This is a genomic window from Streptomyces caatingaensis (assembly GCF_001187435.1).
Taxonomy (GTDB): Bacteria; Actinomycetota; Actinomycetes; order Streptomycetales; family Streptomycetaceae; genus Streptomyces; species Streptomyces caatingaensis.
Window position 1 is genome coordinate 698,322 of the sequence record NZ_LFXA01000017.1, and the last position, 21,191, is coordinate 719,512.

At 68.7% G+C, this 21,191-nt stretch carries 29 protein-coding genes; 14 read left to right on the forward strand and 15 right to left on the reverse strand.

The genetic code is table 11. The features are described 5' to 3' along the window. Nucleotides 1–11: 11 nt before the first annotated feature. Together AC230_RS25530 and AC230_RS32775 are read right to left on the reverse strand one after the other, a co-directional pair. Nucleotides 12–1,091 (reverse strand): hypothetical protein, encoded by a 1,080-nt coding sequence (locus AC230_RS25530; protein WP_049718648.1) that lies wholly within the window; start codon nucleotides 1,089–1,091, stop codon nucleotides 12–14. Between the two features lie 42 nt (nucleotides 1,092–1,133). After that, nucleotides 1,134–1,751: a hypothetical protein gene (locus AC230_RS32775; RefSeq protein WP_157868659.1), complete on the reverse strand. Its 618-nt coding sequence runs from the start codon at nucleotides 1,749–1,751 to the stop codon at nucleotides 1,134–1,136. A gap of 110 nt (nucleotides 1,752–1,861) precedes the next feature. Here AC230_RS32775 and AC230_RS31525 point away from each other — a divergent pair, with 110 nt between their 5' ends. Then, complete coding sequence (locus tag AC230_RS31525) at nucleotides 1,862–2,233, forward strand: DUF3592 domain-containing protein (protein WP_157868660.1); 372 nt, start codon at nucleotides 1,862–1,864, stop codon at nucleotides 2,231–2,233. A 74-nt stretch (nucleotides 2,234–2,307) separates the two neighbouring features. Here the strand turns inward: AC230_RS31525 and AC230_RS25535 are convergent, their stop codons facing one another. The 5 genes from AC230_RS25535 to AC230_RS25555 form a co-directional block, all read right to left on the reverse strand. Beyond that, entirely contained in the window at nucleotides 2,308–2,496 is a 189-nt protein-coding gene (locus AC230_RS25535) for a hypothetical protein (protein ID WP_049718649.1), read from the reverse strand. A 59-nt stretch (nucleotides 2,497–2,555) separates the two neighbouring features. Then, nucleotides 2,556–2,906, reverse strand: coding sequence for a hypothetical protein (locus tag AC230_RS25540; RefSeq protein ID WP_049718650.1), 351 nt, complete (start codon nucleotides 2,904–2,906; stop codon nucleotides 2,556–2,558). A gap of 65 nt (nucleotides 2,907–2,971) precedes the next feature. Then, nucleotides 2,972–3,262 (reverse strand): hypothetical protein, encoded by a 291-nt coding sequence (locus AC230_RS25545; protein ID WP_049718651.1) that lies wholly within the window; start codon nucleotides 3,260–3,262, stop codon nucleotides 2,972–2,974. A 90-nt stretch (nucleotides 3,263–3,352) separates the two neighbouring features. Beyond that, entirely contained in the window at nucleotides 3,353–3,931 is a 579-nt protein-coding gene (locus AC230_RS25550; protein WP_049718652.1) for a phage tail tube protein, read from the reverse strand. A gap of 72 nt (nucleotides 3,932–4,003) precedes the next feature. Next, nucleotides 4,004–4,411 (reverse strand): hypothetical protein, encoded by a 408-nt coding sequence (locus AC230_RS25555; RefSeq protein ID WP_049718653.1) that lies wholly within the window; start codon nucleotides 4,409–4,411, stop codon nucleotides 4,004–4,006. A gap of 529 nt (nucleotides 4,412–4,940) precedes the next feature. On the opposite strand from AC230_RS25555, the gene AC230_RS25560 reads away from it, so the two are divergent. Further along, on the forward strand, nucleotides 4,941–5,756 hold the full coding sequence (locus tag AC230_RS25560) for a hypothetical protein (RefSeq protein ID WP_157868661.1): 816 nt from the start codon (nucleotides 4,941–4,943) through the stop codon (nucleotides 5,754–5,756). Here the strand turns inward: AC230_RS25560 and AC230_RS25565 are convergent. Together AC230_RS25565 and AC230_RS25570 are read right to left on the reverse strand one after the other, a co-directional pair. Further along, the gene (locus AC230_RS25565; protein WP_049718655.1) at nucleotides 5,713–6,312 is read right to left on the reverse strand and encodes a methyltransferase domain-containing protein; all 600 of its coding nucleotides are present in this window, start codon (nucleotides 6,310–6,312) and stop codon (nucleotides 5,713–5,715) included. The two genes, AC230_RS25560 and AC230_RS25565, sit on opposite strands and share 44 nt — an antisense overlap. A gap of 29 nt (nucleotides 6,313–6,341) precedes the next feature. Further along, the gene (locus tag AC230_RS25570; protein ID WP_049718656.1) at nucleotides 6,342–6,527 is read right to left on the reverse strand and encodes a hypothetical protein; all 186 of its coding nucleotides are present in this window, start codon (nucleotides 6,525–6,527) and stop codon (nucleotides 6,342–6,344) included. A 116-nt stretch (nucleotides 6,528–6,643) separates the two neighbouring features. On the opposite strand from AC230_RS25570, the gene AC230_RS25575 reads away from it, so the two are divergent. Continuing rightward, nucleotides 6,644–7,567, forward strand: a complete 924-nt coding sequence (locus AC230_RS25575) for a helix-turn-helix domain-containing protein (protein ID WP_078871560.1) — start codon at nucleotides 6,644–6,646, stop codon at nucleotides 7,565–7,567. Then, entirely contained in the window at nucleotides 7,485–7,697 is a 213-nt protein-coding gene (locus AC230_RS25580) for a DUF397 domain-containing protein (RefSeq protein ID WP_049718657.1), read from the forward strand. The genes AC230_RS25575 and AC230_RS25580 overlap by 83 nt, the downstream gene beginning before the upstream one ends. Here AC230_RS25580 and AC230_RS25585 read toward each other — a convergent pair. Beyond that, the gene (locus AC230_RS25585) at nucleotides 7,681–8,376 is read right to left on the reverse strand and encodes a hypothetical protein (RefSeq protein ID WP_049718658.1); all 696 of its coding nucleotides are present in this window, start codon (nucleotides 8,374–8,376) and stop codon (nucleotides 7,681–7,683) included. The genes AC230_RS25580 and AC230_RS25585 overlap by 17 nt on opposite strands. Continuing rightward, complete coding sequence (locus AC230_RS25590; protein WP_049718659.1) at nucleotides 8,376–9,050, reverse strand: hypothetical protein; 675 nt, start codon at nucleotides 9,048–9,050, stop codon at nucleotides 8,376–8,378. Before AC230_RS25590 ends, AC230_RS25585 begins: the two co-directional genes overlap by 1 nt. Nucleotides 9,051–9,317: 267 nt before the next feature. Here AC230_RS25590 and AC230_RS25595 point away from each other — a divergent pair, with 267 nt between their 5' ends. Beyond that, nucleotides 9,318–9,614 carry a hypothetical protein gene (locus AC230_RS25595; RefSeq protein ID WP_049718660.1) on the forward strand — a complete coding sequence of 99 codons (297 nt, stop codon included), beginning with the start codon at nucleotides 9,318–9,320 and terminating at the stop codon, nucleotides 9,612–9,614. Between the two features lie 116 nt (nucleotides 9,615–9,730). On the opposite strand, the gene AC230_RS25600 is transcribed toward AC230_RS25595, so the two are convergent. From AC230_RS25600 to AC230_RS34085, 3 genes are read right to left on the reverse strand one after another with little or no spacing between them, the layout of a single operon-like run. Beyond that, nucleotides 9,731–9,919 carry a hypothetical protein gene (locus AC230_RS25600; protein WP_049718661.1) on the reverse strand — a complete coding sequence of 63 codons (189 nt, stop codon included), beginning with the start codon at nucleotides 9,917–9,919 and terminating at the stop codon, nucleotides 9,731–9,733. Continuing rightward, nucleotides 9,916–10,569, reverse strand: coding sequence for a hypothetical protein (locus AC230_RS25605; protein WP_049718662.1), 654 nt, complete (start codon nucleotides 10,567–10,569; stop codon nucleotides 9,916–9,918). The genes AC230_RS25600 and AC230_RS25605 overlap by 4 nt, the downstream gene beginning before the upstream one ends. Beyond that, entirely contained in the window at nucleotides 10,566–10,868 is a 303-nt protein-coding gene (locus AC230_RS34085; protein ID WP_049718663.1) for a WhiB family transcriptional regulator, read from the reverse strand. The genes AC230_RS25605 and AC230_RS34085 overlap by 4 nt, the downstream gene beginning before the upstream one ends. A gap of 261 nt (nucleotides 10,869–11,129) precedes the next feature. On the opposite strand from AC230_RS34085, the gene AC230_RS25615 reads away from it, so the two are divergent. The 5 genes from AC230_RS25615 to tuf all read left to right on the forward strand — a co-directional run bounded on the left by AC230_RS25615 (nucleotide 11,130) and on the right by tuf (nucleotide 16,362). Continuing rightward, a complete protein-coding gene (locus AC230_RS25615) occupies nucleotides 11,130–11,585 on the forward strand; it encodes a helix-turn-helix domain-containing protein (protein WP_049718664.1) in 456 nt (151 codons plus the stop codon). Nucleotides 11,586–11,966: 381 nt separating this feature from the next. Next, on the forward strand, nucleotides 11,967–12,338 hold the full coding sequence (gene rpsL, locus AC230_RS25620; protein ID WP_003948652.1) for a 30S ribosomal protein S12: 372 nt from the start codon (nucleotides 11,967–11,969) through the stop codon (nucleotides 12,336–12,338). A 2-nt stretch (nucleotides 12,339–12,340) separates the two neighbouring features. Further along, nucleotides 12,341–12,811, forward strand: a complete 471-nt coding sequence (gene rpsG / locus AC230_RS25625) for a 30S ribosomal protein S7 (RefSeq protein ID WP_004950419.1) — start codon at nucleotides 12,341–12,343, stop codon at nucleotides 12,809–12,811. 39 nt (nucleotides 12,812–12,850) lie between these two features. After that, a complete protein-coding gene (gene fusA, locus AC230_RS25630; protein ID WP_049718665.1) occupies nucleotides 12,851–14,971 on the forward strand; it encodes an elongation factor G in 2,121 nt (706 codons plus the stop codon). A 197-nt stretch (nucleotides 14,972–15,168) separates the two neighbouring features. Next, nucleotides 15,169–16,362: an elongation factor Tu gene (tuf, locus tag AC230_RS25635; protein WP_049718666.1), complete on the forward strand. Its 1,194-nt coding sequence runs from the start codon at nucleotides 15,169–15,171 to the stop codon at nucleotides 16,360–16,362. A gap of 134 nt (nucleotides 16,363–16,496) precedes the next feature. Here tuf and AC230_RS25640 read toward each other — a convergent pair whose 3' ends face one another. After that, nucleotides 16,497–18,593: a PIG-L family deacetylase gene (locus AC230_RS25640; RefSeq protein WP_241833360.1), complete on the reverse strand. Its 2,097-nt coding sequence runs from the start codon at nucleotides 18,591–18,593 to the stop codon at nucleotides 16,497–16,499. A gap of 641 nt (nucleotides 18,594–19,234) precedes the next feature. Here AC230_RS25640 and rpsJ point away from each other — a divergent pair. The 4 genes from rpsJ to rplW are packed head-to-tail and all read left to right on the forward strand — an operon-like array spanning nucleotide 19,235 to nucleotide 21,177. Then, nucleotides 19,235–19,543: a 30S ribosomal protein S10 gene (rpsJ, locus tag AC230_RS25645; RefSeq protein ID WP_003948644.1), complete on the forward strand. Its 309-nt coding sequence runs from the start codon at nucleotides 19,235–19,237 to the stop codon at nucleotides 19,541–19,543. A 13-nt stretch (nucleotides 19,544–19,556) separates the two neighbouring features. Next, nucleotides 19,557–20,201: a 50S ribosomal protein L3 gene (gene rplC / locus AC230_RS25650; RefSeq protein WP_049718909.1), complete on the forward strand. Its 645-nt coding sequence runs from the start codon at nucleotides 19,557–19,559 to the stop codon at nucleotides 20,199–20,201. An 8-nt stretch (nucleotides 20,202–20,209) separates the two neighbouring features. Beyond that, the gene (gene rplD, locus AC230_RS25655; RefSeq protein ID WP_049718667.1) at nucleotides 20,210–20,860 is read left to right on the forward strand and encodes a 50S ribosomal protein L4; all 651 of its coding nucleotides are present in this window, start codon (nucleotides 20,210–20,212) and stop codon (nucleotides 20,858–20,860) included. Then, nucleotides 20,860–21,177 carry a 50S ribosomal protein L23 gene (gene rplW / locus AC230_RS25660; protein ID WP_049718668.1) on the forward strand — a complete coding sequence of 106 codons (318 nt, stop codon included), beginning with the start codon at nucleotides 20,860–20,862 and terminating at the stop codon, nucleotides 21,175–21,177. Before rplD ends, rplW begins: the two co-directional genes overlap by 1 nt. Nucleotides 21,178–21,191: the final 14 nt, after the last annotated feature.

A 21,191-nucleotide genomic window follows, 5' to 3' on the forward strand; every position in this document is an offset into this window, starting at 1 on the left:
GCGCGTCCGCATCAGCCGCGGGCCTTGGCCAGGAACATCAGGGACGTGGCCGTCTCTTGGGGATCGCTCGCCTGCGTGGCGTAGTAGTTCTCGATGTGGAATCCGGCCCCCGCGGCCGTGCCGCCGACCCCGGCGGAGGCCAGTCGGCTCTCGACAGCCGTCCGGGTCAGCAGCCGGTCGAGCTTCGACAGCGGCATGACGGCCTCGGACTCGCCCGCCTCGGCGACGATCGCGGGAAGACCGCCGCTGCGCGGCGAGACGATGCCGCCCTGGGCGAACGTCGGGATGTTCGGGATCTCCGGGATGTTGATCGTGAAGCCCTTGCCGCCGATGAGCGGCACCCAGCTCGGGACGGAGACGTGGATGCCGTTCACGGCCCGGATCGCAGAGTTGATGAGCGAGATCATCGACCGGAGGGGGAACGTGGCGGCGTTGAGGATGCCCTTGAAGATGTTCTGGGCCCACGTGGGCAGGGCGTCCCAGGCGCTCTTCATCGCGTCCTTGACGTGCCGGAAGCCGCTGGGGATGTCGCTGACGATCCAGCCGAGCACCGGCAGGATCGCGAGCTTGATGCCCTTCCAGACGAGGTCCATCAGCGCGCCGGTGGCCTTCATGATGGGCTTGATGACCGTCATCGACTTCTCGACGGCCGTCTTGATGACGGAGAAGGCCTTCTTCATGATCTTCTGCATCGTCTTCGACTTGGACGCCATGGCGACGACCTTCTCGATGAGCGGTGCGAAGAGGTCGAGCAACATCCCGATGACGTTGCCCTTCATGGTCTTGTTCAGACCCTTGGTTTTGCCGTCGGCGTTCTTGACCTGACGGCCGTACTTGCCCAGCGGCCCGGCCGCCTTGCCGGCCTCCTTGCCGTTCTTGGCGATGGCCTTGGCGGACTGGTCGCCGTTGGTCTTGACGACCTTGAACTCGCGGCCGAGGTGCTGGGCGTTGGTCTTTGCCTTGCCCATGTGGGTGTTGACGCCGCCGAGTTGCTTGCCGAGGTTTCCGGCGGACTTGCCGGCGGCGTCGTGTGCGGTCTTGAAGTTCCGGGCGCCGCCCGCAGCGCGGGTGAGTGAAGATATGAGAGACATGGTTCATCCGATTCGCTGTGTGGGGACTCCGATTCGACTTCGTCAACCCAGTGCGGTTTCGAGACTGCGGACCCGGGTCTCCAGATCGCGGACCATCCGGGCGGTCTTGGTGGAGAACAAGGGCTGCCGCATGCGCGGCTGTGGTCCGGCAGGTCTTGACTGACGGGGACCCCCGCTTTGTTGTGCGGCGGGACGGCCATTGCGTGCTGCGTCCCGCAATGCGTCCAGCCGTTTGTTCGCCGTCTTGGCAAGGGCTAGTGCTTCCTTGCCCACGTCCGGCTTGCTCGGAGCCTTTCCGCCGGCCAGAGAGGGGAACTTCTCCTTGGCGTTTTTGATCCGCTTCGAGAACAGATCGTTGAGAGACGTCGTCTTGTTCTCGAATACCTGCACGCCTGCGATGGTCAAACCCTTTTCGTCGTACTTGACGAGGGAGGGGTCGATTTTGACGAGCTGAGCAGATGTGGTGAGGCCTTGGACGCCACCGGTCTTGTGGAGCTGGGCTTTCCCGAAGAAGCTCTCTACGGACTGCTTAATTCCGCCCCAGAGCTCGTTTACGGTCTTTTCCCAGTCGATCGGTGTTCCCTGGGGGATTGGATTCGGGACGGTAAAAGGTGGATATTCCGGAAATTCCGGAGCTGTTCCAACGGGATCTGATGGCACCTGTCTCCTCCTTTGGGTAACGGAGAGCTGGTCTGCGCGACGGTGGCCTTGCTACGATTTCGATCAACCGTTCGGGCTGGTGGAGATGTGGCGCAAGGGAGTTGTCGAGATTGGTCGTTGCTATGGTGCTCGGGGCTGCAGCGGTTTGGATGCTGGTGCAGTTGTCGCGAATGACGAGTGTCAGGCGGAAAGGCGTCCCTGCCGAAGCGGTGTGCGATCACAACAAATGGAATGAAAGGCGCGTTGCCAGTGTTTGCGTCTTCACTCCCGAGGGAGGGGAGCCGATAGAAGTACAGACTTCCTACTATCGTGAGCCCGCGCTCGCGCCTGGGGATAGGGTGAAGGTGCTCTATAATCCGAGTGATCCTCAGCAGGCGATTTTGCCGGATTATGCAGGTAATGAGCTACTTCTTATCTGGATCGCCGTTGCTGTCGTAGGCGGACTCAGTGTTGTCTTTGCCGTGAAATCTCTTGTCGGCTGACGTTCTGCAACTCGCGTGAAGAGTTTTGTCAACTGGTCGCGGCGCGCGGTGATCACGCGCGCCGGCCCGTCGCGTCACTCCGGGCTCAAATGCTCCGTCTTCAGCGTCTGCTTGGCGACGTATACCTCTCCCCCCGTGTCCGGGTCCTTCCTGAGGGTGGCCACGATGCCGCGCGTGATCTCCGTGATCTCCGTGAGGTCCGTGTGCATCGAGTCGGCGAAGAGCGTGTAGCCGCTGTGGTGCCTGGGGTCGAAGTCGGGCACGGAATTGGCGTAGTTACGCGTCGTTCCTCGTGAGCGGTCAGACAGTGATGGGGCCGGTCTCAGTTGAAGAACCGGGCCAGTTGATCGGGATCAGGGAGCGCGGGGGACGGCTGTTGCTCTTCGTCCGGGAGTCCGGTCGCCCCGGGAGCGGACTCCTCGAGACCTGGCCGCGGTACTGGTTCCGGATAGGGCAGCGGCTCCGCTTCCTCATCGCTGTTCATCGAGATGGTGATCCAGTTGGCGACCGCCAGGTGGTCGGTGATCGCCGCGAGGAGATGGGTGTTGGCGTCCCACTCCACGGCCTCGCCGTGCAGATCGCGATTGACCGCGCTGTCACGTGGCAAATGCTTCACCAGCACCGCGAGCCGTCGCGAAGACAACGACCCGCGGTGCCAGTCCAGCAAATCCACGCCGTAATGCCGCAGCAGATCGGCTTCGAGAGCCTCGGCGTGTTCCTCTACGAACGCGTCGAGGCTCAGTCTTCCCCCAGGCCCAGCCCCGTCTCCTTGCCGTACGCCTCCAGGATCGCCGCGATGTCCTGCATCGTGACGTCGTGCTCCGCGAAGCGGGCGTACTGGTCCTTGCCCATCAGCAGGCCCAGCAGGCCGTCCACGTCGTTGTCGTCGAGCTCGCGCAGGGCACGGGCGGTGCGGTGGTTGATCTCCGTGGGGAGTTCGAAGGTGTCGCCGTCCAGGGTGAAGGACCAGGCGCGGCCCTGGGCCTCAAGGCGCTGGGCGCGGGCGGCGTTGACGTCGAATGCGGGCATTACTGGCTCCTGTTGGGAAGGTGGAGATGGGGAGGGGAACAAGGGCGGGTGCCGCCCTGTGCACGGGGCGGCACCCGCCGGAGAAGGGAATTACTTGGCCGCGCCGACCGCGTACGCCTTGTCCTTCATCAGCCAAGTCGCCAGCGAGGCACCCGGCTTGGAGGACAGGGCGGTGAAGGTGACGCCCAGCTTGACCGCGCCCTTGCGGTTGAGGTCGATGTCGTCGCTGACGGTCACCAGGCCGCGCGGAATGACGAAGCGGTATCGCACGTCCGCGCCGTCGTTGAACTCGATGCCGAGCGCGCGCTCGTCCTCGCCCTGGTCGCTCTGGATCTCGTACTTGTAGAGGCCCGAGTTGGGGGCGGTCTCGACGACGTCGCCGCCGCCGAAGAAGAACGGCAGGGTGTCCTCGTTCAGCTGGAGCATGCCGAACTTCACGGTCAGCTCACGCTCGGTGTAGATCGTGCGCGCCGGGGTCAGCGACTGCCAGGTGTCGACGTTGGCAGTCTTGCCCTTGCGGCCGAACTTCACGCCGTCGGTGCTGGTGTAGCCCAGGTCGTGCCAGGCGGAGCCCCACTCGGTGGTGGTGTCCGCCGGAGCGTCGGTGCCGACCTTGGCCAGGAGGATCCGGCCGGTGCCGGCAACGCGGATCTCGTTGGGGTTCTGCATGGGGTTCTCCTTGTGAGAGGGATGAGAAAGGCCCCGCCGACGGTCGGCGGGGCCCGGTGGAATGCGAGAAGGTCAGGAGACGGGGCGGAGGGCCAGCCACACCGTCGTGCGGTAGCGGTTCGCCCCCGGCCGGTTGAAGTCCGGGAACCAGCGCACCGCCTCCGTCTCGACGACGTCGTGGACGACCGCCGAGCCGTAGACCGTGCCCCTGAGCTGGAGGAGAGCCGTGCGGACGAGCAGCGACAGCGCGTGCGCCGCCGTCTTGTCCGGCCCGTAGACCTCCAACTCGACCAGCGGCTGGTCCAGGTGGAGGTCGTCCACCCAGGCGCCGCCGGTCCGCGAGACCAGCACCGCCTTCCGCTTGCCGTCGAAGTCGGCGGCCGGGCGGTTGTCGATTTCCACCCCGGCGAACTCCGACCGGAACTTCAAGTTGTCGATGATGAGGCGTTCCACATCGGGGAACGTGATCGGGGCTTCCATCGGTAGGGGGCTCCTTGTCTGTGGACAGGCGCGCCGAGCGGCCCGCGCGGGACGCGGGGGCGTGCTGGGAAGGAGTGGGCGCCCGTGTCGTCCGTACGCACGGGCCGCTCAACGCGAAGCGGCGGATGCCGGTGCCTTGTTGGGGGCACAGCTCCGCCGCTGCATCTATTGTGAACGAGATCGTGCGGGCGCGCAACTAGTGGTTGCGGAGGCGCGCGGAACGTGTCTGTCGTCTCGGCTCATTCCATGATCGAATGGCCGTACATCGCGCACGTTTCGTGCGTCCTTATTGCCATAAAGAGGGTCTTATGCGCGCTCACGACGCGCTGACCTGGGCCGTACGCGCGAGCGCGGGCCTGGCGTTCGCCGCCGCGCTGGCGGCCATCGTGTGGGCCTGGGGATAGGCCCTCAGCCGGCGCCGCACACCGGCGTCCTCGTCTGCGCCTGGACCATGGCGGGCGCGGCCGTTGTGCGAGTGGTGCTGCTGTGGGTCCGCCGGGCGAACGGCAGGCGTTGGATGGTCCGTTCCATGACCGCCGCGGCCGTCTCCCTGCAGAAGGCGCTGCCGGAAGACCCGCGCCGGATGTGGGACTCGGTGTACGCGGCACCCCGGGACAACGAGTGGTGGATCAAGATCCGGCAGCTCGCCAGGAACCTCCTCCTGCTCGCGGCTTCCCTCACCGCCGCCGCACTGCTGGGCCTGCCGGGGCAGGAGAGCCGGCAGGTGGTTCTCCAGCGCGCGGGCGCCGAAGTCGCGACCGCGATCGTCGCCGAGCCTCCACGGATCGTGGACAAGACGTACGACGACGATGACCCATCACGTGTGGTCAGTTATCGCACGGCGATGACGGTGTCGATCCCCGGCGGGCCCACACGCCTGGCCCTCGAACCGGTATGGACGACCAAGCCCCGGCGCGTCGGGCAGCGGATATCCGTTCTCTGGGCGCAGGGCAAGCCCGAACTCGGCGGTTACACCGCGAGGTCGGAGGAGCTCACGCGGCTGGCGAAGGGCAAGTGGGACGTGGACCTGCTGAGCGTCAGCGCCGATGAGCCTTTCGGGGTGGTGATTGGAGGCATCTTCGGGTTCGTCATGCTGCCCTGGGCCTTCATGTTCTCCCTGGGCCTTGACGAGGACGACCTGAGCGCGAGCTCCTGGTCGCCGGTGACGCAGGCGGTCCACGCCCTCTTCGCCCTGGGCGTGGCCTACGGCTGTACCCCGGCCCTCGTCGGGCGCCCCGCCCAGGGCGACTTGCAGAGGTTCTGGGAGGCCGGTGGCTGGTTCCTGATCCCGTTCCTGATCTTCACTCCTGTCGCCCGCATGATCCGGGAGCACTTCCGCAACTGATCACACCCCCCGGCCCGTCCAGCCACACCCGGCTCCCCTCCCCGTCCACCGTCAGCCCGAACCGCTCCGGCCCCGGCGACCCCCGGCCCAGCCACCAGACGTACGCCGCCTCCGCCTCGTCCCAGAGGCGGCGCGGGCCGCCCTGCCAGACGAGGGTCGTCAGCGTCTCGTCCTCGCGGAAGAGGACGCACGCCCAGGACGGGTCGTCGTCCAGCGCCCGCAGCCACACCGGGCGCGTGCCGTAACGCGCCTTCTCCGACGTGTACTGGCGGCACGCCCGCAGCCGGAGCCCCAGCACGAACGCCGCCTCCGGCCGCAGGAATTCCGCCTCCGTGAGCGTCGTCGTCGAGACATCGCCCTCCGCGGAGAGGTCCTGCGGCGGCGGGGGAGGGGCGCACGGGCCGTTCGCCGGGCCGGCCGGGCCGACGAAGCGGCCCTCCGCGCGCCGGCCATCCTCGGAGACGGTCAGGCGGACGGTGATCCGCTGATCGCTGTACCTCGTCCGCCACGGGACGAGCAGGACCGCGCCCGGACGGGCGTCCGCGAGGGCGTTCACGCGACCACCGCCCACTGGGCAGCTGGCGCTCACTGCTCCGCCTCCCCCGTGGCGCGCTCCTCGCGCGTCGCCAGGCGCAGCGCCTCCGGCGGGACGTCCCACTCGCGGCCGCCGCCCGGCGGCCTCACGTAGACGCGACGGCCGACGACGGCCATGACCTGTGCGAGCGTCGCGGTACGCGTGTCCACGACGTAGGCCCCTTCGCGGTACGACACGGAACGTCCCCTTCGGGTTGTGCTGGATGGAAGGAGCTTCCAGCGTGGTGGCGTGAAACTACGCTCGGCAAGCCAGGTCTGGATGCAATTGCCGTGCTGCGCAGGGGAGTTAGGCTGTGGCCAAGGGTGTTGGAGGGGGACGGTCCAAGCCGTCGAAGTTCGGGTGGCGCTTCTTCGGACAGGAGTTGAAGCGGAAGCGGGAGGAGGCTGGGCTCACACAGAACGAGCTGGGCGACCGGGTCGCCTGCTCCGGCTCGTACCTCGGACAGTTCGAGTCGGCCGTGCGCAAGCCACAGCTCGACTACGCGAAGCGGATCGATGCCGAGCTGGGGACGGATGGGATCTTCGAGCGGATCTGCTCGGAATTGATCGACGCCGAATCGGAGTATGACGACTACTTCGAGGGTGCCCGGTACCTCGAAGGGCTGGCAGTGGCCCTCCACGAGTACGGCATGAGGTTCGTACCAGGGCTGGTGCAGACGGAGGCCTACGCCAAGGCGGTCATTCGCGGGGCCTGGCCGCTGGAGTCGGAGGAGACCGTCGACGCGTGGGCCGCCCCCAGGATGAAGCGCCAGCTCATCCTCGATGACCCAACACGTCCATTGTTGTGGGTGATTATCGACGAAAGTGTGCTCCGGCGACCGGTCGGCGGTGCGGCTGTGATGCACGAGCAGTTGAACCACTTGGCGGCGATGGTGCGTAGGCGGCGCATCGTGCTGCAAGTGGTGCCGTACAGCGTGGGGGTACCGGCGCTGCACGGGGATGTGAAGGTCATGGAGTTCGAGGACGCTCCGCCAGTGGTCTACACGGAGGGCGCCATGTCAGGCGGCCTGCACGACAACCCCGTCAAGGTCGCTCGGTACAACAGGGCCCTTGAGTTCGTGAGGGCGACCGCGCTTTCACCGAGGGACTCCCTGGCGTTGATCGAAACGGTGGCAGAGGAGTACGGACGTGAGCATGAGAGCAGCGGCATGGCGCAAGAGCAGCTACAGCGGCGGCGGGGGCGGTGGTTCGGACGGCTGCGTCGAAGTCATCGATGACATACCCGGCATGGTCCCCGTCCGGGACTCCAAGTCCCCTCACCGCACCCGCCTCACCTTCCCCGCCCCCTCCTGGGCCGCCTTCGTCGCCCGGGCGGCCCGGGAGGGAGCGCTCAGCGCCACGGTCTGAGGACGCGGATCTCGTCGCGGAGGTGCATGACCTTCGCGTCGATGTCGCGGTACCGGTCCGGAATGTGGCGGACGCGGTTCAACTCGGTCCGGCCGGCCTCCAGTGCGGCGAGGGCGTCGCCGAGGGCGTGCAGGCGGACGGCGAGGGGCCGGTGCCGGGGGTCCATGGGGTTGGACCAGGCCAGTTCCTGCTCGGCGGCCGTGAACGAGGCGAGGACGCGGTCGCGGACGAGGGTGATCCGGGAGCGCAGGTCCTCCATGGTGGACCGGGTCTCCTGGAGGCTGCGGAGGAGGGTCTCCAGGCTCTTCAGGGCGGAGGCGTTGTCCTTGAGGTAGCGCTTGAACTGCTTGACGCCGGCCGTCAGCGTGTCGAGGTCGGACCCCGCGAGGGCGGCGTCGTCCCACGGCGCGCGCATCTGCCCGTACTCGGCGGTCGCCTGATGGTGGTGGTCCTGGACGGCGGTCAGGTCGTTGAGCGGTTCACGGACCGCCTTCCTGGGCATGCCGGGCGCGTCCAGGACGTCCTCGAACAGGCGGCGCGCTTCGAGGAGTTCGTCCATGCGGTAGCCGACGGTCACATGGGCCCGGTCGGCGCGGCGGATCAGCTCGGCCAGCTCGTTGCGGCGGGCGGTGAGCTTGTCGGCGGCGTGGGCGGGGCGGCCGCGGGATCGCCGGAGCATCAGCCGCCCTCGCGGGCCAGCGCGTCGCGGACCTCCGCGATCCGGACTTCGAGGTCGCGGTAGAGGTCGGTGAACGCGCGGCCCTCCGCGTCCACGCGGCCGGCGTCCAGCTCGCGCAGCCGGTCCTCGGCGGCGTGCAACCGGGCCTCCAGGGTGAACCGGCCCGCGGCCGCGGCGCCGGGCCGGGCGAGCTCGGCGCGGGCGGCGGCGAGGGAGGCGTGGATGCGCTCGCGGATCGGCGCGATCTTGGCGGGCAGTGCGACCAGCTTGTCCCGCACTTCGGCGAAGAGGACGTTCGTGTCGGTGAGGGACTCGATCAGCTCCTCGGCGGCCTCGGCGAGGTCACGGAACCGCTCGGCCGCTTCGATGAGCGCCGGGGCGTCCTCGGTCTCGGGGTGCCGCCAGAGGTCGCGGGCCTCCTCGTAGTGGATCCGCGCCTCGCGGCAGGGCTGGAGCACCTGCTGGGCCGGTGCCAGCTGGGCCTGCACGGCGTGGACCGGCACACCGTCGCCGCGGCCGAGCAGGGAGCGGATCTCCTCCAGCGTCCCCTCGAAGCGCGCGAGCTCCTGGTCGAGGCGCGCGTACGTCCGGCCCGCCAGCTCCGTCGCGTCCGTCAGTTCCTCATGGGCCGCCGCCCAGAGCCGACCGTCCGTCTTGCGCCGCCGCCCCCACATGCCCGTCTCCTTTTGATCCGACCGGGAATCAGACCCCCATGGAGAGCGATCTTATGTTCGACTATTGGGGGAGCGTATGGGGTCGGGGGGACGTTACCTGAGGCGACGGGCTGTCAGCCCGTCGCGTTAAATTACAGGGACGATCGCACACGCTCCGGGTATCTCGCGACAGATGCGTCGGAGATGGTACGGACGGGCAACGAGTCGGCGTGGAACACGTGGGGGTGGCATGAGCGAGGTGGTCGTGATGTCCGGGGGAGCGCCGAGATGAGCCCGCACAGGGAGCGCCTGGCGGACGTCGTGGCCGCGACGGTGGAGGTGGCGGGTGAGTCCGGGCAGGCGGGATCCTTCACGGACGAGGTCGCCGCGGCGCTGACGTCGGTGATAGGGAAGCTGGCCGACAAGGCGGTGGACGCCGCCGAGCTGAGCGGGTTCGTCAGCGGCTGGCAGGAGGCGGTGGACGCGCTGCGCGACACCGGCGACTCCACGACCGCGGGGGCGCAGGTCTACCGGATGCCGGGGTGGGCGACGCCCGACGGATCGGCCGGCGCGAAGGACGTCTGACCTTCCGCCCCGCACAGGGGGGAGGTGCGCCCCGCGACCGATCGGCCGGTCGTGGGGCGCACCCCTATATGGCGCCCCCCTCCATGGAGGGCGCTGATCCGGGGTGGCGGGCGTGCTCAGGGGCGCCGTTCGTGCGCCCGGCGGGTGGCGCGCTCGGCCGCGAAGACGTCCTCGAGGCGGAAGAGGTGCGCGCGGCCGCGCCGCCCCGCCGGCACCAGGTGCTTCAGCTGGACCCACTTGCGGATCGTGTCGGGCACGACCGCCACTTCCCGCGCGGCGATGGCCGTCGTCACCAGGGTCGTCATCGCCCGCCCTCCTCGTCCCGCGCGGAGTCCTGGGCCGCCGTCAGTTCGGCGAGGTCGCCCTCGGTCTCCTCCGCGAGCCGGCGCCACTCGGCGCGTACCCAGGAGTGGCGGTGCCCGGCGTCCGCATGGCAGCGGCAGGCCGGATCGGCGCACCGGCAGCCCGGGTTGACGCAGAGGACGGTCTCGCGGTGCGGGAAGACGCGCAGGGAGACGGAGTCGCAGTGGACGCAGCGGCCGCGCACCCGGACGGGCGTCTCCGCGTCGCCCAGGGCGAGCGAGCAGCGGCGGGCCATGCGGCGGGACTCGGCGCGGACGTGGCCGGCGAGCACGGGATCGGTGGCGACCTCGTCCAGCAGGCCCAGGAGGCGGGTCAGGCGCTGCTCGACCGTGCCGCGCCGGGGGCGGGGCAGGCGGAGCTTCTCGCAGACGGCCTCCTCCAGTTCCACCACGCCGTCGCTGATGTCGCGGATGGTGTCGGAGACGAAGAGCCGGATGGGCAGCGAGGGGCCGGCGGTTCCGCCGCGGCGGCCGAGGGGGGAGGGGGCGGAGGTGCGGCCGGGGGCGAGTTCGCGGCCCAGCTCGGGGAACTGGCGCAGCAGGACGCCCAGCCAGACGGCGGCGCTGTCGGGGTGGCGGGGGGAGTCGGTCATGGCTGCTCCAGCGGTTCGAGGGCGACGGCGAAGGCTTCGGGGAGGGCGACCCGTCGGCCGTTGCGCCAGAGGTGGCCGCCGCTGACGCCGTCGAAGAGGTTGTCGCCCGGGGCGACGGTGTCGAGGCAGGGGCGGCGTACGGGGCAGACGGCGCAGGCCCGCAGGGCGGGGAGCGCGGCCTTGGCGCGGCGGGCGAAGACGGTCTGCGCGGGCAGGCCCGTACAGGCGGCGCGGGTGCGCCAGTCGGCGTCGGACGGGTCCGGGGCGGAGGGGGCGAGGAGGGGGGCGGATGCGGGCATGGGGCGGGTGGTCCCTCTCGTGCTGCGGGCGGGAGGCGGGACCGCTTGTTGCGGCTGCGCAATCGACACTAGCCCGATTGCGTGCGAGCGCGCAACAAACTCGGGAGCGGCGAGGGTGCGATCACGCATCGTGCGGGGCATGTCACATGCGGCTTGCCGGGAATTTGCCGAGGCGCACTGGCCGGTTGCGGACACGCACGTCAATCTGGTTATTGCGTGCGCGATCGGACGGTATGGTCTGTGCTGCGGAGGGAGCGTGCTATGGGCGAAAAGGGCTCGGAGATGGAGCGGTTCGCGGCCTGGGTCGAGGACCTGATGCGGCGCCGCGGGTATGACATCGACAGCCCGCGCGGCGGCGGGCGGTCACGGCTGGCCGAGGACGCCGGGGTGCACCGCGCGGCGGTGACCCGGCTGTTGCAGCGGCAGAGCCTGCCGGACCTGGAGACGATGCGTGCCTTGGCGCGCGTCCTCGGGGTCGGGCTGCGGGACATGCTGATCCAGTCCGGCCGGGTCGCGCCGGAGGACCTGCCCCTGCCGGCCGCGGACGAGCGGAACGACGGGAAGCGGGTCACTCCCGCACAGGCGGCCGAGCTGCTCGGCGTCCCGGAGACCCACCGCCGGCAGTTCGTCGAGATGACGGAGATGATCCTGGCGGTCAGCGGGGTGCGGCCGGACGACCCGCGCAGCGCTCAGTGGGGCGCCTCGGCCCGGCGCTGAACCGGGCGCGGGCCGGGCGCGGGGGTCGGGTATCGGCCGGGCGCCCCGAGGTGCCGCATGCCGACGCGGGCGGCAATATTGGACATACAACGCACATCGGTACGTCCTCCGCGTGTGCATTTGTTTTGACCGTGGCCCATGCTGTAGGTACGCTCTGACCTTGTGCCTGGGGTGTCCCTGGGCTCTTGTGCGTGCCTTCGAACCGCACGAGAGGCCGGGCCGGAACGGTCTTGAACGGGCCCGAACGGTTCAAAGACACCGAAAATCTGCGCTCATCCGCTTGCGGCGGGGTCTGCAGGTTTCGACACGCCCGACCGCGTGGGTCGGAGCGTCGTTCCAGGTTAGTTTTATCGTGATCGGCACACAGAAACCGGAGAAACGGTGCCTACGATCCAGCAGCTGGTCCGAAAGGGCCGGCAGGACAAGGTCGAGAAGAACAAGACGCCCGCACTCGAGGGTTCGCCCCAGCGCCGTGGCGTCTGCACGCGTGTTTTCACGACCACCCCGAAGAAGCCGAACTCGGCCCTGCGTAAGGTCGCGCGTGTGCGTCTGACCAGCGGCATCGAGGTCACCGCTTACATTCCGGGTGAGGGCCACAACCTGCAGGAGCACTCGATCGTGCTCGTCCGCGGTGGCCGTGTGAAGGACCTGCCGGGCGTCCGCTACAAGATCATCCGCGGCTCGCTCGACACCCAGGGCGTCAAGAACCGCAAGCAGGCTCGCAGCCGCTACGGCGCCAAGAAGGAGAAGTAAGAATGCCTCGTAAGGGCCCCGCCCCGAAGCGCCCGGTCATCATCGACCCGGTCTACGGCTCTCCTCTGGTCACGTCCCTGATCAACAAGATCCTGCTGCACGGCAAGCGCTCCACCGCCGAGCGCATCGTGTACGGCGCCATGGAGGGTCTGCGCGAGAAGACCGGCAACGACCCGGTCATCACGCTGAAGCGCGCCCTCGAGAACGTCAAGCCGGCTCTCGAGGTCAAGTCCCGCCGCGTCGGTGGCGCCACCTACCAGGTGCCGGTCGAGGTCCGCCCGGGCCGCGCCTCCACCCTGGCGCTGCGCTGGCTGGTCGGCTACTCCCGCGCCCGTCGCGAGAAGACCATGACCGAGCGTCTGATGAACGAGCTGCTCGACGCCTCCAACGGTCTCGGCGCCTCGGTCAAGAAGCGCGAGGACACGCACAAGATGGCCGAGTCCAACAAGGCCTTCGCGCACTACCGCTGGTAGTCGCTCCCCCATCGAGAACCGAGAGAAGACTGAAGCCTTATGGCTACCACTTCGCTTGACCTGGCCAAGGTCCGCAACATCGGGATCATGGCCCACATCGACGCGGGCAAGACGACCACCACCGAGCGGATCCTGTTCTACACCGGTGTCTCCTACAAGATCGGTGAGGTCCACGACGGCGCTGCCACGATGGACTGGATGGAGCAGGAGCAGGAGCGCGGCATCACCATCACGTCCGCCGCGACGACCTGCCACTGGCCGCTCGAGAACGTCGATCACACGATCAACATCATCGACACCCCGGGCCACGTCGACTTCACCGTCGAGGTGGAGCGCTCGCTGCGCGTGCTCGACGGTGCCGTGACCGTGTTCGACGGTGTGGCCGGTGTCGAGCCGCAGTCCGAGACGGTGTGGCGTCAGGCCGACCGTTACGGCGTGCCGCGCATCTGCTTCGTCAACAAGCTGGACCGCACCGGCGCCGAGTTCCACCGCTGCGTCGACATGATCGTCGACCGCCTGGGTGCCCAGCCGCTGGTCATGCAGCTCCCGATCGGCGCCGAGGCCAACTTCCAGGGCGTGGTCGACCTCGTCCGTATGAAGGCTCTGGTCTGGTCCGCCGAGGCCGCCAAGGGCGAGATGTACGACGTCGTCGACATCCCGGACACCCACACCGAGGCGGCCGAGGAGTGGCGCGGCAAGCTCGTCGAGGCCGTGGCCGAGAACGACGAAGAGATCATGGAGCTCTTCCTCGATGGCCAGGAGCCGACCGAGGAGCAGCTGTACGCCGCGATCCGCCGCATCACGATCAACTCGGGCCGCGCCGACCAGACCACCGTCACCCCGGTGTTCTGCGGCACCGCGTTCAAGAACAAGGGCGTCCAGCCCCTGCTCGACGCGGTCGTGCGCTACCTGCCCTCGCCGCTCGACGTCGAGGCCATCGAGGGCCACGCCGTCAGCAACCCGGACGAGGTCGTCAAGCGCAAGCCGTCGGACGACGAGCCGCTGGCCGCGCTGGCGTTCAAGATCATGAGCGACCCGCACCTCGGCAAGCTCACCTTCGTCCGCGTGTACTCCGGCCGCCTGGAGTCGGGTTCTCAGGTGCAGAACTCGGTCAAGGGCAAGAAGGAGCGCATCGGCAAGATCTACCGCATGCACGCCAACAAGCGTGAGGAGATCGAGTCGGTGGGCGCGGGCGACATCGTCGCCGTCATGGGCCTGAAGCAGACCACCACCGGTGAGACGCTGTGCGACGCGGGCAACCCGGTGATCCTGGAGTCCATGGAGTTCCCCGCTCCGGTCATCCAGGTCGCCATCGAGCCCAAGTCGAAGGGCGACCAGGAGAAGCTGGGTGTCGCCATCCAGCGCCTGGCCGAGGAGGACCCGTCCTTCCAGGTCCACACCGACGAGGAGACCGGCCAGACGATCATCGCGGGCATGGGCGAGCTGCACCTCGAGGTGCTGGTCGACCGCATGAAGCGCGAGTTCCGGGTCGAGGCCAACGTCGGTAAGCCGCAGGTCGCGTACCGCGAGACGATCCGCAAGGCCGTCGAGCGCATCGACTACACCCACAAGAAGCAGACCGGTGGTTCCGGTCAGTTCGCCAAGGTGCAGATCGCGATCGAGCCCCTCGAGGGCGACGGCTACGAGTTCGAGAACAAGGTCACCGGTGGCCGCATCCCGCGGGAGTACATCCCGTCCGTGGACGCGGGCTGCCAGGAGGCCATGGAGTTCGGCGTGCTGGCCGGCTACCCGCTGACCGGCGTCAAGGTGACGCTGCTCGACGGTGCCTTCCACGACGTCGACTCCTCCGAGCTCGCCTTCAAGATCGCCGGTTCCATGGCGTTCAAGGAGGGTGCCCGCAAGGCGTCGCCGGCTCTGCTCGAGCCGATGATGGCCGTCGAGGTCACCACCCCCGAGGACTACATGGGCGACGTGATCGGCGACATCAACTCCCGCCGTGGCCAGATCCAGGCCATGGAGGACCGGTCGGGCGCCAAGGTCGTCAAGGGCCTGGTGCCGCTGTCGGAGATGTTCGGCTACGTCGGCGACCTCCGCAGCAAGACCTCGGGTCGCGCAAGCTACTCGATGCAGTTCGACTCCTACGCCGAGGTTCCGCGGAACGTCGCCGAGGAGATCATCGCGAAGGCCAAGGGCGAGTAACCAGCTCCCGTCTCCACAGACGAGACTGACGCTTTAGGCTTGACACCGAACGTCGGGGCATACCGCCGTGAATCGAGAGAAAGCAGTTGATTCGGCTCTCTTTCGGTCCGCGGCGGGTGCCCCGCCGGACGGCACCCCAGCAAAGATCCCTGGCGCCGTGAAGCAGGCGTACAGAACCACTCCCCAGGAGGACCCCAGTGGCGAAGGCGAAGTTCGAGCGGACTAAGCCGCACGTCAACATCGGCACCATCGGTCACGTTGACCACGGTAAGACGACCCTTACCGCGGCCATCACCAAGGTGCTGCACGACGCTCACCCGGAGCTGAACCCCTTCACGCCGTTCGACCAGATCGACAAGGCGCCTGAGGAGCGGCAGCGCGGTATCACCATCTCCATCGCGCACGTTGAGTACCAGACCGAGTCGCGTCACTACGCCCACGTCGACTGCCCGGGTCACGCGGACTACATCAAGAACATGATCACCGGTGCCGCCCAGATGGACGGCGCGATCCTCGTGGTCGCCGCGACCGACGGTCCGATGCCGCAGACCAAGGAGCACGTGCTCCTGGCCCGCCAGTCCGGCGTTCCGTACATCGTCGTCGCCCTGAACAAGGCCGACATGGTGGACGACGAGGAGATCCTGGAGCTCGTCGAGCTCGAGGTCCGTGAGCTCCTCAACGAGTACGAGTTCCCGGGCGACGACGCTCCGGTCGTCAAGGTCTCGGCGCTGAAGGCGCTCGAGGGCGACGCCGAGTGGGGCCAGTCGGTCATGAACCTCATGAACGCCGTCGACGAGAACATCCCGCAGCCCGAGCGTGACGTCGACAAGCCGTTCCTGATGCCGATCGAGGACGTCTTCACGATCACCGGTCGTGGCACGGTCGTCACCGGCCGTATCGAGCGCGGTGTCCTGAAGGTCAACGAGAACGTCGACATCATCGGCATCAAGCCGGAGAAGACCTCCACCACGGTCACCGGCATCGAGATGTTCCGCAAGCTGCTCGACGAGGGCCAGGCCGGTGAGAACGTCGGTCTGCTCCTCCGTGGCATCAAGCGCGAGGACGTCGAGCGCGGCCAGTGCATCATCAAGCCGGGTTCGGTCACCCCGCACACCGAGTTCGAGGCCACGGCCTACATCCTGTCGAAGGACGAGGGTGGCCGCCACACCCCGTTCTTCAACAACTACCGTCCGCAGTTCTACTTCCGTACGACTGACGTGACCGGTGTTGTGACCCTCAAGGAGGGCACGGAGATGGTCATGCCCGGCGACAACGCCGAGATGTCCGTCCAGCTCATCCAGCCGGTCGCCATGGAGGAGGGCCTGCGCTTCACCATCCGTGAGGGTGGCCGCACCGTGGGCGCCGGCCAGGTCACGAAGATCGTCAAGTAAGTCCTGCACTTGCCTGTGATCTGACCTGATGGTCGATCGAAGGGCCCGCACGCCCCTTGGGGTGTGCGGGCCCTTCGGGTTTTTGCCCCGGCCCCTTTAAGGGAGGGCCGGGGCGTCTGCTTTCTCCGGGCTTTCTACTGGCGCCAGATCCACGGTGTGGCGTCGGCACCCATGGCGACCACGGCCAGGCGGTGGGAGCCGTCGGCGTGGAGGGCGGGGGTGCCGACGGGGACGGGGCGGTCGCGGAGGACCGTCGGGCGGGCGTCCTCCGAGGCGGCGTCCACGACCTGGGCGCGGCCGTCGAGGGCGCGGCCCAGGACCATCAGGGCGTCGTCGTGGCCGCGCTGGGGGAGCGGGACGGCGGAGAGCGCGCCGTAGCCGCGCAGGTCGCGGACCGCGGAGCGGTCCAGCCGCTCGACGTCCGAACCCCCGCCCAGCCGGTACGCCACCGGCTCGGCCGACTCCGGCTCGCGGTAGGCGACGGTCATCGCGCCGTCGGGCCCGACGGAGGCCGCGACCGGGTCGCCGGCCGGCTGCGGCAGGTCGTCCAGCGGCAGGAAGCGCATCGGCTTGCCGGGAGCGTCCTGCCCCCAGTGGTGGACGGCGTCGCGGCCCGGGCCGAAGACGTGGATCCGGCGGTCCTTGTCGAGGACGGCCGTCAGGCCCTCCTGGATCTCCTGGCCGCCGAGGTTGCGCCACTTGCCCCAGTGGCCGTTCGGCTCGCGCACCCGCGTGGAGACGCCCTTGCCCGCGTTGCGGACGAAGAGGTGGACGCGCCCGTCGGGCGCGGCGACGGCGGCCGGCATGCCGACGCGGCGGCCGCGGTCGGGGTGGTGCTCGGGGTTGCCGAGGCCCACCCAGGTCGTGAAGGGGCCGCCGGGGGAGCGCTGCTCCAGGACGACGATCTCGCGGGTGTCGGCCCGTCCCTCGCCCTCCAGGGCGGAGAAGCGCATGGCGAACAGCAGCCGGCGCCCGGCGGAGTCGACCACCGTGGCCAGGGCGGGGGCCAGCGGGCCGCCGCCGAGGTTCTGCGGGGCGCCCCAGCGGCCGCTGCCCGGCGAGGACTCCTGCCAGCGCACGGCGTGCAGGCCGAGCACCCCGTAGGCCTCCAGACGGCCGGAGCCGTCGCTGTCGACGACGGGCGTGGCGCCCGGGTGCCGGTAGTGCGTGGAGCGGATCCACGCCTTGCGGTTGCGCAGCGGGCGGTCGCCGCCCTGGCCGTAGTCGCCGCAGCCGCCGTCGTTGCCGCAGTGCCAGGTCGGCTCGCCGCCGTACTCGCGGATCAGCCGGTGCTTCTGCTCGACGATCTCCTTGGGGAGACCGTGCGGCCAGCGCTGGTTGTAGTAGCCGCGGAAGGACGTGGTGACGAAGCGCGGCGGGTGGCCGTCGCGGCGGGTCGCGTCGGCGACCCACTGGGAGAGCGCCTTCCAGGTGAAGAGCGCGGTGGGCGTGTGGTCGCGGTGGTCCGAGCACGCGCCGTAGTCGTTGTCCTTGGGGTGCGTCGCGTCGTGGACCTGGAAGTCCGGGTCCGGGTCCATGGTGTGGACCACGGTCGGGCGGAAGCGGTCCATGACGGCCGCCAGCGCGTCCACCAGCGTGCTGTGCCGGTAGGTGCTCACCGTGGTGCAGGGCGAGCCCTTGGCGACCAGCGACTGCATCCGCGCCCCGACCTCGTTCCAGAGGTGGGGGAGGCGGACGTTGTGCTCGGAGAGCATCGCGATGTTGAGGAAGACGAGCCGCACCCGGCGGCCGTCGGCCACCAGTTCGTTGGTCTCGGCCTTGACGCCCCCCGGCAGGTCCATGACGGACTTGTCCCACCGGGTGAAGCGGTCCTTGCCGATCATCACGGCGTAGGCCTGGCGCAGGCCCTGGTGGCGGGCGGAGGAGTAGGCGGCCTTGTCGTGGTGCTTCTTCTGCTCCGGGGGCATGCCCTCGACCCAGTTCTGCCCTATGGCCTCGCCGGCCGTCACATAGACGGAGACGACGGGGACGCCCGCGCGCACCAGGTGCTGGGCGTCGGGGTTCATGAAGAACAGGTCGTCGTCGGGGTGGGCCATGACCTGGAGCAGCAGCGGGCCCTTGGGGTCGTCGAACGGCTGGGTGGAGCGCGGGTCCACGGCGCGGACGGGGGAGGGGCGGGCGGCGGTGCGGCCGGAGCCGCTGTCGCTGCATCCGGCGGCCGTCGCGGCGGTCACCGCCGCGATCCCGGCGAGCACGGCCCGGCGCGACACCGTACGAGCGTTCTCGGGCGGAACGGCTCTGCGCTGTGAGATGTTCAACTACCTGACTCCGCTTCGTTGTCCAGCGCCCCCCAGCGTGTTGAGGGACGGGGAAGAGGCCCGGCGGGTTGCCCAAGTCGTGACAAAGCCTGGTCCCCCGATCGGGGACGGTCCGGGATTCGGCCACCGTGGCGTGGCGGGGGCGGGTCAGGGGGACGAGTGGTGGGAGGCGCCCGTTCCGCCCGGTTTGTCGGCCCGGCGGTTTGACATCTGCGCCGCTCGGGGTACCGTCTTCGGCTTCGATTGGCGCCGCTTCCGACCCGTATGGCACACTGTTCAGGTTGCTCGGTTGAGTGCCGATGCTGCGCGCCTCCCGCCGGGAGGACTGGAAGCGAGTCCCGCAGTACTCGTCGCCCCTTATGAGGGGCGGAAGTACGGGAATCTTCCGGGAAGCGTGAGCGGGGTGCCAGCCAGGCACTCGGTGGGTGTTCTTCCCCCACAAACCCCTTGAGCAGGGATCTCCCTGGGGAGATCTGCTGGAAGGGGCGCGACACGCCCGACCGCGTGGGTCGGGGTGGAGTGGGGAGGGGCAGTGCGGCCGCACGGCTCACCGAGTCCCAGAGCGTTACGAGAGACAGGACTACGAAGTAGCCATGGCGGGACAGAAGATCCGCATCCGGCTCAAGGCCTACGACCACGAGGTCATCGACTCCTCGGCGAAGAAGATCGTCGAGACGGTGACCCGCACTGGTGCGTCGGTCGCGGGCCCGGTGCCGCTGCCCACTGAGAAGAACGTGTACTGCGTCATCAAGTCGCCGCACAAGTACAAGGACTCGCGCGAGCACTTCGAGATGCGTACGCACAAGCGCCTCATCGACATTCTCGACCCCACGCCGAAGACCGTCGACTCGCTCATGCGTCTCGACCTGCCGGCCGGCGTCGACATCGAGATCAAGCTCTGAGGTGACGCGCGAGATGGCTAAGCAGATCAAGGGCATCCTGGGCGAGAAGCTCGGCATGACGCAGGTCTGGGACGAGAACAACCGTGTCGTCCCGGTCACCGTCGTCAAGGCCGGCCCCTGCGTCGTGACCCAGGTTCGCACCAACGACACCGACAAGTACGAGTCGGTCCAGATCGCCTTCGGCGAGATCGACCCGCGCAAGGTGAACAAGCCCCTCAAGGGCCACTTCGCCAAGGCCGACGTGACCCCGCGCCGCCACCTGGTGGAGATCCGCACCTCCGACGCCGCCGAGTACACCCTCGGCCAGGAGATCACCGCGGACGTGTTCGAGGCCGGCGTCAAGGTCGACGTCACGGGCAAGAGCAAGGGCAAGGGCTTCGCCGGTGTCATGAAGCGCCACAACTTCCGTGGCCTCGGCGCCGGGCACGGCACCCAGCGCAAGCACCGCTCCCCCGGTTCGATCGGTGGCTGCGCCACCCCGGGCCGCGTGTTCAAGGGCCTCCGCATGGCGGGCCGCATGGGCAACGAGCGGGTCACCACCCAGAACCTGACCGTCCACGCCGTTGACGCGGAGAAGGGCCTGCTCCTCATCAAGGGTGCGGTTCCTGGTCCGAACGGCGGCCTCGTCCTGGTCCGTACCGCGGCCAAGGGGGCCTGAGGTAACCGATGAGCACCATTGACATCCTTTCGCCGGCAGGCGACAAGGCCGGGACCGTCGAGCTCCCCGCGGAGATCTTCGACGCCAAGGTCAGCGTTCCGCTGATCCACCAGGTCGTCGTCGCGCAGCTGGCCGCTGCCCGTCAGGGCACGCACAAGACCAAGACCCGTGGCGAGGTCCGCGGCGGTGGCAAGAAGCCTTACCGCCAGAAGGGCACCGGTCGCGCCCGTCAGGGTTCGACCCGCGCGCCGCAGTTCGCCGGTGGTGGCGTCGTGCACGGTCCCGTGCCGCGTGACTACTCGCAGCGGACCCCGAAGAAGATGAAGGCCGCCGCCCTGCGTGGTGCCCTCACCGACCGGGCGCGCCACTCCCGCATCCACGTCGTCACCGGCGTGGTCGAGGGTGCGATCTCCACGAAGGCCGCCAAGGCTCTCCTCGGCAAGATCTCCGAGCGCAAGAACGTGCTCCTGGTCGCCGAGCGCTCCGACGAGGCCGCGTGGCTGTCCGCCCGCAACCTGCCCCAGGTTCACATCCTGGAGCCGGGCCAGCTGAACACGTACGACGTGCTCGTCTCCGACGACGTGGTCTTCACCCAGGCCGCCTTCGAGTCCTTCGTGTCTGGCCCCAAGGCCGTTGAGACCGAAGGGAGCGCCGCCTGATGAGCGACGTCACCAGCAAGACCTTCACGGAGCCCCGTGACCTGCTGATCAAGCCGGTCGTCTCCGAGAAGAGCTACGCGCTGCTGGACGAGAACAAGTACACGTTCATCGTCGACCCGCGCGCCAACAAGACCCAGATCAAGCAGGCCGTCGAGGCGGTCTTCTCGGTCAAGGTCACCGGGGTCAACACGATCAACCGCCAGGGCAAGCGCAAGCGCACCCGCACCGGTTTCGGCAAGCGCGCCAACACCAAGCGCGCCATCGTGACCCTCGCCGAGGGCGACCGTATCGACATCTTCGGCGGCCCGGTCTCCTAACGGAGTTCCGAGTC